Annotated in this window: 15 protein-coding genes; 7 read left to right on the forward strand and 8 right to left on the reverse strand. The window is 70.8% G+C overall.

The window, feature by feature from the left end:
- Positions 1 to 79: 79 nt before the first annotated feature.
- Positions 80 to 1,579, reverse strand: a complete 1,500-nt coding sequence (guaB, locus tag ACFE67_RS04035; RefSeq protein WP_375405588.1) for an IMP dehydrogenase — start codon at positions 1,577 to 1,579, stop codon at positions 80 to 82.
- Positions 1,580 to 1,802: 223 nt separating this feature from the next.
- Between guaB and ACFE67_RS04040 the strand changes: the two genes are divergently transcribed.
- Genes ACFE67_RS04040 through ACFE67_RS04060 form a run of 5 tightly spaced genes read left to right on the forward strand, consistent with a single transcriptional unit; the run spans position 1,803 to position 6,645 of the window.
- Complete coding sequence (locus ACFE67_RS04040; RefSeq protein ID WP_375405589.1) at positions 1,803 to 3,188, forward strand: branched-chain amino acid ABC transporter permease; 1,386 nt, start codon at positions 1,803 to 1,805, stop codon at positions 3,186 to 3,188.
- Between the two features lie 9 nt (positions 3,189 to 3,197).
- A complete protein-coding gene (locus ACFE67_RS04045) occupies positions 3,198 to 4,169 on the forward strand; it encodes a branched-chain amino acid ABC transporter permease (RefSeq protein WP_375405590.1) in 972 nt (323 codons plus the stop codon).
- The gene (locus ACFE67_RS04050; RefSeq protein WP_375405591.1) at positions 4,162 to 5,082 is read left to right on the forward strand and encodes an ABC transporter ATP-binding protein; all 921 of its coding nucleotides are present in this window, start codon (positions 4,162 to 4,164) and stop codon (positions 5,080 to 5,082) included. The genes ACFE67_RS04045 and ACFE67_RS04050 overlap by 8 nt, the downstream gene beginning before the upstream one ends.
- Complete coding sequence (locus tag ACFE67_RS04055; protein ID WP_375405592.1) at positions 5,075 to 5,827, forward strand: ABC transporter ATP-binding protein; 753 nt, start codon at positions 5,075 to 5,077, stop codon at positions 5,825 to 5,827. The genes ACFE67_RS04050 and ACFE67_RS04055 overlap by 8 nt, the downstream gene beginning before the upstream one ends.
- The gene (locus tag ACFE67_RS04060; RefSeq protein WP_375405593.1) at positions 5,824 to 6,645 is read left to right on the forward strand and encodes a hypothetical protein; all 822 of its coding nucleotides are present in this window, start codon (positions 5,824 to 5,826) and stop codon (positions 6,643 to 6,645) included. The genes ACFE67_RS04055 and ACFE67_RS04060 overlap by 4 nt, the downstream gene beginning before the upstream one ends.
- Positions 6,646 to 6,716: 71 nt before the next feature.
- Here the strand turns inward: ACFE67_RS04060 and ACFE67_RS04065 are convergent, their stop codons facing one another.
- The 3 genes from ACFE67_RS04065 to groES all read right to left on the reverse strand — a co-directional run bounded on the left by ACFE67_RS04065 (position 6,717) and on the right by groES (position 9,426).
- A complete protein-coding gene (locus ACFE67_RS04065) occupies positions 6,717 to 7,943 on the reverse strand; it encodes an ABC transporter substrate-binding protein (protein ID WP_375405594.1) in 1,227 nt (408 codons plus the stop codon).
- Positions 7,944 to 8,132: 189 nt separating this feature from the next.
- Positions 8,133 to 9,050 carry an EamA family transporter RarD gene (gene rarD, locus ACFE67_RS04070; RefSeq protein WP_375405595.1) on the reverse strand — a complete coding sequence of 306 codons (918 nt, stop codon included), beginning with the start codon at positions 9,048 to 9,050 and terminating at the stop codon, positions 8,133 to 8,135.
- Positions 9,051 to 9,129: 79 nt separating this feature from the next.
- Entirely contained in the window at positions 9,130 to 9,426 is a 297-nt protein-coding gene (gene groES, locus ACFE67_RS04075; protein ID WP_375405596.1) for a co-chaperone GroES, read from the reverse strand.
- 143 nt (positions 9,427 to 9,569) lie between these two features.
- Here groES and ACFE67_RS04080 point away from each other — a divergent pair, with 143 nt between their 5' ends.
- Positions 9,570 to 10,751 carry an SAM-dependent methyltransferase gene (locus ACFE67_RS04080; RefSeq protein ID WP_375405597.1) on the forward strand — a complete coding sequence of 394 codons (1,182 nt, stop codon included), beginning with the start codon at positions 9,570 to 9,572 and terminating at the stop codon, positions 10,749 to 10,751.
- A gap of 45 nt (positions 10,752 to 10,796) precedes the next feature.
- Here the strand turns inward: ACFE67_RS04080 and ACFE67_RS04085 are convergent, their stop codons facing one another.
- The 4 genes from ACFE67_RS04085 to tsaB form a co-directional block, all read right to left on the reverse strand.
- The gene (locus tag ACFE67_RS04085; protein WP_375405598.1) at positions 10,797 to 11,105 is read right to left on the reverse strand and encodes a DUF4190 domain-containing protein; all 309 of its coding nucleotides are present in this window, start codon (positions 11,103 to 11,105) and stop codon (positions 10,797 to 10,799) included.
- Between the two features lie 73 nt (positions 11,106 to 11,178).
- Positions 11,179 to 12,240: a tRNA (adenosine(37)-N6)-threonylcarbamoyltransferase complex transferase subunit TsaD gene (gene tsaD / locus ACFE67_RS04090; RefSeq protein ID WP_375405599.1), complete on the reverse strand. Its 1,062-nt coding sequence runs from the start codon at positions 12,238 to 12,240 to the stop codon at positions 11,179 to 11,181.
- On the reverse strand, positions 12,237 to 12,692 hold the full coding sequence (gene rimI, locus ACFE67_RS04095; protein ID WP_375405600.1) for a ribosomal protein S18-alanine N-acetyltransferase: 456 nt from the start codon (positions 12,690 to 12,692) through the stop codon (positions 12,237 to 12,239). The genes tsaD and rimI overlap by 4 nt, the downstream gene beginning before the upstream one ends.
- Positions 12,689 to 13,294 (reverse strand): tRNA (adenosine(37)-N6)-threonylcarbamoyltransferase complex dimerization subunit type 1 TsaB, encoded by a 606-nt coding sequence (tsaB, locus tag ACFE67_RS04100; protein ID WP_375405601.1) that lies wholly within the window; start codon positions 13,292 to 13,294, stop codon positions 12,689 to 12,691. The genes rimI and tsaB overlap by 4 nt, the downstream gene beginning before the upstream one ends.
- Positions 13,295 to 13,385: 91 nt before the next feature.
- Between tsaB and ACFE67_RS04105 the strand changes: the two genes are divergently transcribed.
- Positions 13,386 to 13,651, forward strand: a 266-nt coding sequence (locus tag ACFE67_RS04105; RefSeq protein ID WP_375405602.1) for a hypothetical protein, incomplete at its 3' end; no start/stop codon positions are given.

The following is a 13,651-nucleotide window of genomic DNA, read 5'->3' on the forward strand; positions in this document are numbered from 1 at the left end:
TGATCGCCCTCGCGAGCCTGCCGGAGCGAGCACAGCCTGCTCAGGTGCTCGCGCAGCCTGCTGGAGTGGGCGTGACAGGTCAGCGGCGGTAGTTCGGGGCCTCCGCCACCATCTGCACGTCGTGCGGGTGGGACTCCTTCAGGCCCGCCGCGGTGATGCGGACGAAGCGGCCGCGCTCGCGCAGCTCGGGGATGGAGCGGCCGCCGACGTAGAACATCGACTGCCGCAGCCCGCCGAGCAGCTGGTAGACGACGCTGCCGACCGGGCCGCGGTAGGGCACCTGACCCTCGATGCCCTCGGCGATCAGCTGCTCGTCGCTCGGCACGTCCGCCTGGAAGTAGCGGTCGCGGGAGTAGGAGGTCTTCGTGCCGCGGGTCTGCAGCGCGCCGAGCGACCCCATCCCCCGGTAGGTCTTGAACTGCTTGCCGTTCACGTAGATCAGATCGCCGGGGCTCTCGTCCGTGCCCGCGAGGAGCGAGCCGAGCATCACGGACTCGGCACCGGCGACGAGCGCCTTCGCGATGTCGCCGGAGTACTGCAGACCACCGTCCGCGATGACGGGCACATCCGCCTCCCGGGCCGCGAGCGACGCCTCGTACACGGCCGTCACCTGCGGCACGCCCACCCCGGCGACCACGCGGGTCGTGCAGATCGAGCCGGGTCCGACACCGACCTTGACCGCGTCGACGCCCGCCTCGATCAGCGCCTGCGCGCCGCTGCGGGTCGCCACGTTCCCGCCGATCACGTCGACGTGCGCGGCGCGGGGCTCCGCCTTCAACCGGCGGACCATGTCGAGCACGCCTCGGCTCTCACCGTTCGCGGTGTCGACCACGAGCACGTCCACACCGGCGTCGACCAGCGTCATCGCGCGGTCCCACGCGTCGCCGAAGAACCCGATCGCCGCGGCGACGCGGAGGCGCCCTGCGTCGTCCTTCGTCGCGTTCGGGTACTGCTCGCTCTTCTCGAAGTCCTTGACCGTGATCAGGCCGGTGAGGCGGCCGGCGTCGTCGACGAGCGGCAGCTTCTCGATGCGGTGCTGAGCGAGCAGGCCGATCGCGTCGTCGGGGTGCACCCCCTCCTTCGCGGTGACGAGCGGCTGCTTCGTCATCACCTCGGAGACCCGCGTGGTCTCCTTCTCGAACGGGGACACGAACCGGATGTCGCGGTTCGTGACGATCCCGACGAGCTTCCCGTCCGCATCGATGACCGGCAGCCCGCTGACCCGGAAGTGACCGCAGAGCCGGTCGACGTGGGCGACGGTCGCGTCGGGGGTCGTGGTCACCGGGTGCGTGATCATGCCCGACTCGCTGCGCTTGACCTGGTCGACCTGACTCGCCTGGTCCTCGAGCGAGAGGTTGCGGTGCAGCACCCCGAGACCGCCTCGGCGGGCCATCGCGATCGCCATCCGCGACTCGGTGACCGTGTCCATGGCCGAGGAGATCAGCGGCGACGCGATCCGGATCCTGCGCGTGAGCCGCGTCGACGTGTCGGCCTCGCTCGGCAGGACGTCGGTGTACCCCGGCAGGAGCATCACGTCGTCGTAGGTGAGCCCGAGGAGTCCGAACGGATCGTCTGCCATGTCTCCCCCAACCGGTGATCCACCCGGGAATTCCCCGTGCGCCAATGGTAGGAGCGCGCGCGGTCCGGTCGCACCGCGCCGCCACGTCACGGTCCGGTTGCGATCGAACCGGCTCCGAGGGTAGACACACGCACGAAACACCTGACGCAATACGTTCGTGGTCCTTCCCACCGCTCGTACCGGCTCAGCGAAGCGCCGTCCCCGCCCCCGGAGGTCCACCCACGTGCGTCCCGACACGATCCGCCGCCGAACCGGACCGGCCGCGTTCCTGACGCTGATCGCCACGGCCGCGTTCGCGCTCCTGCTCGTGTTCGCGGGCGGTTCACCGGCGAACGCCAGCAGCAGCCCCTCACCGTCGCCCAGCTCGTCCACCGCCCAGTCGATCCAGATCTGGATCAGGAAGGCCGCCGACCGCAGCAACGTCGCGGGCGTCACGGTGACGGTGTCGATGGGGTCGTCGTTCACGCAGACCGTGACCAGCGGTGAGGACGGCAAGGCGCTCGTCGGCGTGCCGGGGTCGGGCACCTACACGGTCGACCTCGACCAGTCGACGGTGCCGGAGGGAGCCGGCACCATCCCGGCCGGCTTGAACCCTCGGAAGGTGATCGTCTCCGCCGGCAACCAGGGCGTGCCGGCGTACTACATCCTCGTCGCGGCGGGCGGTGCGACGCCGACGCCCGGCGCCAGCAGCGGCACGTCGAGCGCCGCGGACCCCGGCCCGGGGCCGAGTCTCGTCGAGCTGATCCTGCCCCGGCTCGTCACCGGAGCGATCTTCGGGCTCCTGCTCGCGCTCGCCTCCATCGGCGTCTCGCTGATCTACGGGACGACCGGGCTGAACAACTTCGCACACGGCGAGCTAGTCACCTTCGGTGCGCTGATGGGCTACATCGTCTCCGCGGTGCTGGGGCTGCCGGGATTCGTCGCGATCATCGCGGCGACCCTGTTGGGGGGTGCGTTCGGATTCGCCCAGGACCTCGGGCTCTGGCGACCGCTGCGGAGGCGCGGGGTCGCGCTCGTGCCGCTGATGATCGTGAGCATCGGGCTCTCGCTCGCGCTGCGATACCTGTTCCAGTTCCTCTTCGGCGCCGACCAGCTGGTGCTGCCGGCGGACAACCGCGCGGCCCTGGTGCTCGGTCCCGTCCGCCTCCGGTCCACGGACATCATCAGCGCGATCATCTGCATCGTGCTGCTGCTGCTCGTCGCGTTCGTGCTGCTGCGCACCAGGATCGGGAAGGCGACCCGCGCCGTGTCCGACAACCGGTCGCTGGCAGCCGCGTCGGGGATCGACGTCGAGCGCGTGATCCGCACGGTCTGGGTCGGCGCCGGCGCCCTCGCGGGCCTCGCCGGCGTGCTGATCGGCTACTACCAGTCGCTCCGCTGGGACACCGGCGCCAGCATCCTGCTGCTGATCTTCGCGGCGGTCACGCTCGGCGGGTTCGGGACCGCGTTCGGCGCGCTGATCGGGTCCCTCGTGATCGGCGTCATCACCGACGTCTCCACGGTGTTCATCCCGAACAACCTGAAGTACGTCGCCGCCCTCGTCGTGCTGATCCTGATCCTGCTGGTCCGTCCGCAGGGCATCCTCGGCAAAGCCTCGCGGATCGGATAGGACCGGACCATGGACCTCAGCTTCCTGCTGCTCGCGCTCGGGCAGATCATCTCGCCGCAGACGATCGCCTACGCGCTCGCCGCGCTCGGCCTCGCCGTGCAGTTCGGCTTCACCGGCCTGCTGAACTTCGGCCAGGCCGGCTTCATGGCGATCGGCGGCTACGCCTTCGCCATCACCACGCTGCGCCTCGGCTTCCCGTTCTGGCTCGCGATCCTGACGACGCTGGTCGCGACGACCGTGTTCGCCCTGATCCTCGGCATCCCGACCCTCCGCCTCCGGGCCGACTACCTGGCGATCGTCACGATCGCCTCGGCGGAGATCGTGCGGTACGTCGTGAAGACCCCGAGCCTGATCCCGATCACCGGCGGCTCGGACGGGCTGAACGGGTCGTCGACCACGTTCGACGCGCTGAACCCGATACCGCCGGGAACCTACGGGTTCGGGCCGCTGCGCTACGACGAGAACGACCTCTGGATCATCATCGTCGGCTGGGTGTTCGTGATCATCGTGGCGCTGCTGGTCCGGCAGCTGATGAGCAGTCCGTGGGGCCGCGTCATCAAGGGCATCCGCGAGGACGAGGACGCCGTGCGCAGCCTCGGCAAGAACGTCTTCTCCTACAAGATGCAGAGCCTGATCCTCGGCGGGGCGCTCGGCGGGCTCGCGACGATCATCAACATCATCCCGACCTCGCTGCAGCCCGACAACTACGGCACCCAGACGACGTTCTTCCTGCTGACGATCATCCTGCTGGGCGGCGCGACGACCGTCTTCGGGCCCCTCGTCGGCGCGATCGTGTTCTGGATCGTGCTCTCACTCGCGGACGGCATCCTGACGCTCGGCATCCAGTACCACTGGCTGCCGATCTCGACCGTGCAGCAGGGCCCCGTGCGGTTCATGATCGTGGGTGTGGCCCTGATGCTCATCGTGATCTTCAGGCCCTCCGGCCTGGTCGGGAAGAAGCGGGAGGCGTTCTTTGCCTGATTCCACAGCGGAGCGACCCGCGCTGATCGACGGCGCCCCTGCGCCGGGGGTGAAGAAGGTCGACCCGATGGTCGTGGCCGACGGCGTGCAGCGCACGTTCGGCGGCGTGCACGCGGTCGACGTCGACCACGTCGAGATCCCGCGCGGCGCCATCACCGCCCTCATCGGCCCGAACGGTGCCGGCAAGACCACGTTCTTCAATCTGCTCACCGGCTTCGACAAGCCGAACAAGGGCACCTGGTCGTTCGACGGCAAGCCGATCGGGGGCGTCCCGGCGTTCAAGGTCGCCCGCCGCGGCATGATCCGCACCTTCCAGCTGACGAAGGCGCTGAGCATGCTCTCGGTGATGGAGAACATGCGCCTGGGGGCGCAGGAGCAGCCCGGCGAGAACATCGCCCGCGCGCTGATCCCGCGGCTCTGGAAGCCGCGGGAGGACGAGATCACCGCCCGGGCGCAGGACCTGCTCGCGCGGTTCAAGCTCGACACCAAGGCCGACGACTTCGCCGCGAGCCTCTCGGGCGGTCAGCGCAAGCTGCTCGAGATGGCGCGCGCGCTGATGAGCCAGCCGAAGATGATCATGCTCGACGAGCCGATGGCCGGCGTGAACCCGGCCCTGACCCAGTCGCTGCTGCACCACATCCTCGACCTGAAGACGACGGGGATGACCGTGCTGTTCGTCGAGCACGACATGCACGTGGTCCGCGAGATCGCCGACTGGGTGATCGTGATGGCCGAGGGCCGGATCGTCGCGGAGGGCTACCCCGACGCGGTGATGTCCGACCAGGCCGTCATCGACGCCTACCTCGGCTCCCACCACGACACGGACCTCGGCGACCTGTCCGAGGAGGAGCAGGCCCAGCTGCTCGACGAGACGCAGGCCCAGGTTGAGAAGGAGGACGCGTCCGATGGCTGACGACGACGTGGTGCTGCGCACGGATGCCCTGCACGCCGGGTACCTGCCCGGCATCAACATCCTGAACGGCTGCACCGTCGAGGTCGGCAGGGGGGAGCTGGTCGGGATCATCGGCCCGAACGGGGCGGGCAAATCGACGCTGCTGAAGGCGATCTTCGGTCAGGTGAACATCCGCAGCGGCACCGTCACCCTCCGCGGCGAGGACATCACCGGGCTCGGCGCCGACAAGCTGGTCACGAAGGGCGTCGGCTTCGTGCCGCAGACCAACAACGTGTTCCCGAGCCTGACCATCCAGGAGAACCTGGAGATGGGCGTGTTCCAGCGCCCGAAGCTGTACGACCAGCGCATCGACGAGGTGCTGGGGCTCTTCCCCGAGATGAAGAAGCGCCTGAAGCAGCGAGCGGGATCCTTGTCGGGAGGCGAGCGCCAGATGGTGGCGATGTCCCGCGCGCTGATGATGGACCCCTCCGTGCTGCTGCTCGATGAGCCGAGCGCGGGCCTCTCCCCCGTGCGCCAGGACGAGACGTTCCTGAACGTCGCCCGGGTCAACCGCGCCGGGGTCTCAGTGCTGATCGTCGAGCAGAACGCCCGGCGGGCGCTGCAGATCTGCCACCGCGGGTACGTGCTCGACCAGGGCCGCGACGCCTACACGGGCAGGGGCCGCGAGCTGATGAACGACCCCAAGGTGATCGAGCTGTACCTCGGCACCCTCGCTGCGGACCAGGACGCGGCGCGCGGCGCGTGACCCGCGCACGGCGGCCGGCGGTCCTCGCGGGCGCCGCCGTCGTCTCGGTCGTCCTCGCCGGTTGCTCGGCGCCCGGCTCCGGATCGCTGCCGGGCGTGCACGTGCTCGTGCTGCAGTACCGGTCGGACATCGCGCCGCATCGGGTGCAGCTCGAGGTCGTGAATGGCTCGAAGCAGACGATCGTCGTCGATGAGGCCTCGTTGGGCGGGTCCGGCTACTCCCCCGCGCTCCGCTGGGCGGACAGCGATCCCGCCGAGATCGGAGCCGGGGCGACCGTCGACCTGCCCGCGGCGCTGACGACGGCCGGCTGCAGCACCCCGGAAGCGCTGTCCGCGCACCTCCGGCTGTCCGACGGCACGACCAGGACCGTCCGCGCGGTGGACTCACACGGCACGCTCGCCGTGCTCCACCGGCAGAACTGCTTCGCCGCGACCGCCGCGCGCACCGCCACCGTCGCCTTCGCGGGGTTCAGCGACCACGGCCGGACCGCCGAGCTGGACCTGTCGGTCCGGGGCGGTGCACACGTCGACGACGGCCTGACGATCGAGCACGTGCTGCCCACGACCCTCCTGTCGCCGTCGGACGAGGCGACGACGTGGCGGCTGGATCGCCGGTTCACCGCGGACGGCACCCTGACGCTGACGGCCGCGCCGACGCGCTGCGACCTTCACGCCGTGGCGGAGGACAAGGTCGGCGCCGTCCTGCAGGTGCAGGTGCGCCTGGCGGACGGCACCTCGGGCACGGTGAACGCGACGGCGCCGGCGGCGCTGAAGAACCGCATCCTCGCGTGGATCGTGCGGGCCTGCGGCACCGGCTGACCGCCGCTGCCGAAGACGGAAGGCGTGGGGCCGGCTCTCGCCGACCCCACGCCTTCCGTCGTGTGTGGGACCTACTTCGTCAGGTCACCGAACTCCGACCCGGTGGCCGAGTTGGTGTTGCCCTTCGCGTACTTGTAGATGGTGACGTACGCCTGCGACGGGTCGCCGTTCTTGTCGAGGCTGATGGGGCCCGAGACACCCTCGTAGTCGATGTCCTTCGTCCCGGCCGTGACGAGCTTCGCGCACGCCGCGAACGAGTCGCACTTCGTGCCGCCCTCCGAGACCTGCTGGAGGTTGTCGCGGATGGTGGTGCCGTCCGTCTTGCCACCCACCAGGGAGGCGAGCGCGATCAGCGTCGTGGCGTCGTAGGTCTCGGGAGCGTACGAGAACACCGACAGCTCCTTGGCCCCGTCGGTCTTCGCCTGCGCCTGCAGCCGGTCCTTGAACTCGGTCGATGCGACGACCCCCGGGTTGGTGAACTGGGCGCCGGCGATGTCGACGTTCTTGAAGCTCGGGTCGATGACGCCGTAGTTGCCGTCGGAACCCCAGACCTTCGAGAACGGGTAGCCCGCCTTGTCGATCTCCTGGGCGATCGACTTGATCTGGTCGAACGAGATCACGATGAACGCGTCCGGCTTCGACGCCAGCGACTTGCTGACCTCGGCGGAGAAGTTCGTCGCGGCCGGGTCGAACGACACGTCGGAGGCGAGCGTGCCGCCACCGGTCTCGATCGCCGACTTGACGCTGTCGTTCAGGCCCTGACCGTAGGAGTCGTTCTGGTAGAGCACCGCGACGTTGATCGCGCCGCCCTTCAGGACGGCCTGGCCGAGCACGCGGCCCTGCAGCACGTCGGACGGGGCGTCCCGGAAGTAGTAGCCGTCGTCCTTGTAGGTGCTGAAGACCGGCGAGGTGTTCGCTCCCGAGAACTCGACGACCTTCGCCTTCGCGATCTGGTCGATGACCGTGAGCGACACGGAGGAGGACGCCGCACCGATGATCGCGCCCACGTCGGACGAGAGCAGCGAGGTCACGGACTGCGTCGCGATGTTGGTGCTGGTGTCGCCCGAGTCCTTCTGGATGGCGCTGACGGTGATGCCGGCCTTGGCCTTGTTGATGTCGGCGACGGCGAGGTTCACGCCCTCGATCTCGGGCGGGCCGAGCGTCGCGAGCGTGCCGGTCTGCGGCAGGATCGTGCCGATCTTCAGGCTCAGCGCGCTGGCCGAGCTGGACGTGCTGCTGGGCGTGTTGGAGCACGCTGTCAGTGCGACCGCAGCCGCGGCGGTCATGGCGATCGCCATCGCGGCGCGTGGTCCGCGTCGGATTCCAGACATGGAGGTCCTCACTTCTTCGGGTTCAGGGCAGGTCCGTGGCTCACGGACACCCCACGAGCAGTGGGCACGACCGTACGGCGATCACGTTCCCGTCATGTTTCGCAGAGCGCTGGATGGGATTTCGTTGTGAATCCGTGACCCTCGCGCGGGGCGGGATCAGGTCGCGGGATCCGGGACGGTGCGGGGCGGTCGGTGGTGGGTGAGCGACTCCGCGACGAGCACGGCGAGCGCGATCCAGACGAGGACGAAGCCCGACCAGCGCCCCGTCGTCATGGCTTCCTGCAGGACGACGACGCCGATCACGAGTTGCAGGATCGGCGTCAGGTACTGCAGGAAGCCGACCATGGACAGTGGCAGCCGGCGGGTCGAAGCGGCGAAGAGCAGCAGCGGCACGGCGGTGATGACGCCTGCGGAGCAGAGCATCAGTGTCGTGAACCAGCCCGCCGACCCGAACGCGAGACCGGAGGTGCCGCCCACGACGATCAGCTGCACGGCCGCGACCGGCGCGAGCCATGCGGTCTCGAGCGAGAGCCCGGAGATCGCGTCGATGCGACCGAGACGGTTCTTCACCAGGCCGTAGGAACCGAAGGAGGCGGCGAGGGCGAGCGCGATCCACGGCGGGGAGCCCGACTCGACCGCGAGGATCACGACCGCGACGGCGCTGATCCCGATCGCCGCCCACTGCACCGGACGGAGCCGCTCGCGCAGCACGACGACGCCGAGCAGGATCGTGACGATGGGGTTGATGAAGTAGCCGAGTGCGGCATCCACGACGTGGCCGGTGGTCGTGGCGAGCACATAGACCGTCCAGTTCACCCAGATCAGCACACCGGCCAGCGCGAAGGAGGCGACGGCACGGCGGTCGCGCAGCAGGGTCCGGAACCGGCCGAGCCCCCGCGTGACCGCGAGGAGGATCGCGCAGAACACGAGGGAGAGCAGCACCCGCCACCCGACGATCTCGAACGAGCCCGCGGGGCGCATCAGGATGAAGTAGACGGGCATCGCGCCCCAGAGCACGTAGGCGCCGGCGCCGAACAGCAGCCCGGAGCGGTACCCCTGCTCCCCCGCTGTCACTGTCCCGAGCCTATGCGCCGGGCACGGCGAAGGCCCCGCACCTCTCGGCGCGGGGCCCTCGTCGTTCAGCCTGACGGAGTCAGTGCGTGACGACTGCGAGCACGTCCCGCGCGGAGAGGACCAGGTAGTCCTCGCCCTGCACCTTGACCTCGGTGCCGCCGTACTTCGAGTACAGGACCCGGTCGCCGACGGCGACGTCGATCGGCACGCGGTTGCCGTTGTCGTCGATACGACCCGGTCCGACCGCCACGACCTCGCCCTCCTGGGGCTTCTCCTTGGCGGTGTCGGGGATGACGAGTCCCGACGCGGTCGTCTGCTCGGCCTCGACCTGGCTGATCACGATGCGATCCTCGAGCGGCTTGATGGAGACCGACACGGTCCACCTCTGCTTTCCTGAGTGCTTTCAAGTACACGTGTGAATTGGCACCCTGGACAGCCGAGTGCCAGCCCCTAACCCTAGGCGTCGTCTGGCACTCATGCAACGCGAGTGCCAGCAGCGCCCGCGCCTACGGTGGTCGGGTGGAACGCAGCGAGCTCGAAGCGCTCCTCAGCCCCCGCGTGCTGACCGCAGTGGACGAGGAGTCGAGGCCGGAGACGCCCGCCGACGTGCTGGCGCGATCGACCGCGCTGCGACGGTCCGGCTTCTCCCCCGACGAGACGGCCGCGATCCTGACGCAGGCGGCGCTGCGGCGCAGAGCCCGCGCGAAGTTCGGCGAGTTCGCCGAACGGATGCTGTTCACCCGGGCGGGACTCGAGCAGGCGACGCGGCTCGATGTCGCCGCGCGGCACGCGGCACGGTTCCGGACGGCGGGAGCGACGTCCGTCGCGGACCTCGGCTGCGGCATCGGCGGCGACGCGCTGGCTCTCGCGGGTGTCGGGCTGCGCGTGCTCGCGGTCGAGCACGACCCCGTGACCGCGGTGCTGGCGCAGTACAACCTCGCACCGTTCCCGGAGGTGGAGGTGGTCGCCGGAGACGCGGAGGAGGCCGACCTCGGCGCCGTCGACGGTGCGTGGATCGACCCGGCGAGGCGCACCGCCGGGCACACCGACACCCGCCGTGTGGGTGTCGCCGACTACAGCCCGTCGCTCGCCTTCGCGGATCGCACCGCCGCCCGCCTGCCGACCGGGGTGAAGCTTTCGCCGGCGCACGACCGGGAGGCGGTCCCGGCCGATGCGGAGGCCCAGTGGGTGTCCGACCACGGTGAGGTGGTCGAGCTGGTGCTCTGGCGGGGCGGGCTCGAGCGCGAAGGCATCCGTCGTGCGGCGCTCGTGCTCGGCCCGGCGGGTGCAGCGGAGCTCACGGCGGCGGCGGACACCGAGGACGTGCCGGTCGGCGCCCTCGGCGACCACGTCTACGAGCCCGACGGCGCCGTGATCCGGGCGCGGCTGATCGGCGACCTGGCCCGGTCGACGGGGACCCACCCGATCGGACCGGGTATCGCGTACCTGACCGGTGACGGGCCCTCCCCCTCCCCGTTCCTGACCCCGTTCGCGGTCGAGGCGGTGCTGCCGTTCGACCGCCAGCGGATCCGGAAGGAGCTGCGAGCGCGCCGCATCGGCCGGCTGGAGATCAAGAAGCGCGGCGTCGACCTGGACCCGGCCGCGTTCCGGAAGGAGCTGGCGCTGCAGGGCGACGAGGATGCGGTCCTGATCGTCACCCGGACGGCGGAGCGGCGCGTGGCCCTGGTGTGTCGCCGCTGACGGACGGAATCACGACGGTGCGGTGCCGGCGGACCCCGCAGTCACCTACGGGGACGTGCTGATCGCACCCGACGAAAGCGCTGTGGCGATCAGCGCGACGTAGGCGATGATCCCGATGATTCCGAGCAGGGTGAGGGCGATGCCGATGATCAGACCGGCGAGCGCCAGGCCGCGGCCGTTCTCGCCGGTCCGCTTGATCTGGCCGAGCGCGATCGGGCCGCAGATCACGCCCCCGATCGGGACGACGATGCCGAGGATCAGCGCGATGATCGCGAGCGTGTTCGTCCTCGGCGGGGCTGCGGACGAACCGGTGTAGGGCCTCGACGGCGGCGGGGTGGGCTGGTAGTCGCTCATGGCTCCTCCTCAGGGGGGTCGCGACATGCTCTCAGCGCACGCGCCCGAGCGTCAACGGACGCGCGGGAATCGGTCAACCGAGCACGACCTGATCGACCGGCAGCGACGAGTCCACGCCGAATCCGGCCCCGCTCGGTGCGATCCCGGCCTCGACGAGCCGTGCGCCGAGCCCGGCGATCATCGCGCCGTTGTCGGTGCACAGCGCGAACGGCGGGATCCGGAGGCGCACGCCGGCGGCGGCCGCCCTGGCGGTCGCGACCTCGCGGAGACGCCGGTTCGCCACGACCCCACCGCCGAGCAGCAGGCGGGGTACCCCGGTCTCGGCGCAGGCGTCGAGCGCCTTCGTCACGAGCACGTCGACGACGGCCTCGCGGAACGACGCGGCGACGTCGGCGACGGCCACGGGCGACCCGTCGATCCCTGCCCGCTCGACGTGGCGGGCGACGGAGGTCTTCAGCCCGGAGAACGAGAAGTCGAAGCGGTGCCGCTCCCGGTCCTTCGCGGCGGACAAGCCGCGTGGGAACCGGATCGCCTTCGGGTCCCCCTCCACCGCGGCCAGATCGATCGACGGGCCGCCCGGGTAGGGCAGCCCGAGCAGGCGGGCGGTCTTGTCGAACGCCTCGCCGGCCGCGTCGTCGAGGGTCTCGCCCAGCAGTGCGATGTCGTGCACGAGGTCCCGCACGAGCAGCAGGGAGGTGTGGCCGCCGGACACGAGGAGCGCGACGGTCGGGAGCTCGACCGGCACCGGCTGCTCGCCCGCCGCGTGCAGCTGATCCGCGGTCACGTGACCGACGAGGTGGTTCACGCCGTAGAGCGGCTTCCTCGCCGTGACCGCGAGCGCCTTCGCCGCGCCGACGCCGACCATCAGCGCGCCGGCGAGACCGGGCCCCGCGGTCACGGCGACCGCGTCGAGGTCCGCGATGCGGACACCGGCGACCTCGAGCGCCCGCTCGAGCGTGGGCCGCATGGCCTCCAGGTGCGCCCTCGCGGCGATCTCGGGCACGACGCCGCCGAAGCGCGCCTGCTCGTCGACGGAGGAGGCGATGACGTTCGCCAGCACCTCCCGGCCCCGGACGATGCCGACGCCGGTCTCGTCGCACGAGCTCTCGATGCCGAGGACCAGCGGCCCCGTCACGGCGTGGCTCCGAGGTCCAGTCGCATCACGATCGCGTCCACCCCGTCCGGCTGGTAGTAGCGCGGCCGCCGGCCGACCGGTGCGAACCCGCGCGAGGTGTAGAGGTGCTGCGCGACGGCGTTGTCGGCGCGCACCTCGAGGAACATCCGCTGCGCACCCCGGGCGCACGCCGTGTCGATCATGTGCTGCAGGAGGTCGGCGCCGATGCCCCTGCCCCGGGCGGGTGCGCCCACGGCGATGGTGAGCACGTCGGCGTCGCCGCTGCCCGCCGGTGCCAGCACGGCCGCGTAGCCGACGACGTCCGCGCCCTCTTCCGCGACGAACGCGTCGCCGGCCGCCAAGGTCTCCCGCATCGCGGACGGCGACCAGGCGTCGGTCGGGAAGCTCGCGCGCTCGATCGCCATCACCGCGTCGACGTCGTCGGCGACCGCCGCACGGATCGTGGCGGTCATCCGAGCACCGACTTCCTGACGGTCGAGACCGTCACGTCGGGGCTGCGGAGATAGCGCGCCTCCTGCGCCTCGGGCGCGATTCCCGCGCGCCGTCGCAGCGCGGCGATCGTGCCGAGCAGCCCCGCGTCCACGGCGCCGACCACCCGCGTCAGCGCGGAACCGACCTCGTCCGGGCCGACCACGGGTTCGCCGTCGCGCGTCGGCAGCCCGGCCTCGTCGAGCCGCCGGTAGACGGTCGAGAACTGCTCGCGCCGCTTCGCGTCCGCCACGACGGCGAAGGCGGGCACGACACCGCGACGGACGGCGGCGAGCGCGACGGCGTCGTGGCTGAGCACGGGCAGCTCGACGGCGCCGAGCACGAGGGCGGCGGTGCGGGCCGCGGCCATGCCGACCCGCAGCCCGGTGAACGGTCCCGGGCCGACGCCGTACGCGACCGCGTCGATCACCGGCCGCTCCGCGCGATCCAGGACCGCCTCCAGCAGCGGACCGATGTGCTCCGCGTGCGCGCGGGCGTCCTCGTCGAGCAGCGACGCGACGACCTGGCCGTCGTCGCGCACGACCGCGACCGACGATGCGCCGGAGGTGTCGATCGCGAGGAGCACGACGGAAGAGCCTACGAGTGCCGATTGTGTCGGACGGGCAGTACATGCAACACTCCCGCTTGTACTGCTTCACCGATACATAGGATGTCCGATGTCGATCCTGCCGCCCGTCCTGCCGCTGCTCATCGCGATCGTGGCGTTCCTCCTCCTCGGCTCCATCGGCGTGCTCGCGTCGAGGAGCGCCGATCCGATGCAGCACGTGCGCGGCAGGCTCTGGCTCGCTCTCGGCACCTTCGGCGCGGTGCTCGTCGCCTCGTGGGTGTGGGGCACCGAGCGCCCGTCCCTGCTCGGCCTGCCCGTCGTCGTCGGCCCCGGCGCAGCCGCAGCCGCAGGGGTCCTCGTGTTCGCCGCCCTCCC

The sequence above is a fragment of the uncultured Amnibacterium sp. genome (assembly GCF_964244015.1).
Classification (GTDB): Bacteria; Actinomycetota; Actinomycetes; order Actinomycetales; family Microbacteriaceae; genus Amnibacterium.

Coding starts and splice junctions, on each gene's coding strand:
- guaB (WP_375405588.1), bottom strand. CDS start 1,579: ATGGCAGACGATCCGTTCGGACTCCTCGGGCTCACCTACGACGACGTG.
- ACFE67_RS04045 (WP_375405590.1), top strand. CDS start 3,198: ATGGACCTCAGCTTCCTGCTGCTCGCGCTCGGGCAGATCATCTCGCCG.
- ACFE67_RS04055 (WP_375405592.1), top strand. CDS start 5,075: ATGGCTGACGACGACGTGGTGCTGCGCACGGATGCCCTGCACGCCGGG.
- ACFE67_RS04065 (WP_375405594.1), bottom strand. CDS start 7,943: ATGGCGATCGCCATGACCGCCGCGGCTGCGGTCGCACTGACAGCGTGC.
- ACFE67_RS04085 (WP_375405598.1), bottom strand. CDS start 11,105: ATGAGCGACTACCAGCCCACCCCGCCGCCGTCGAGGCCCTACACCGGT.
- rimI (WP_375405600.1), bottom strand. CDS start 12,692: ATGACCGCCACGATCCGTGCGGCGGTCGCCGACGACGTCGACGCGGTG.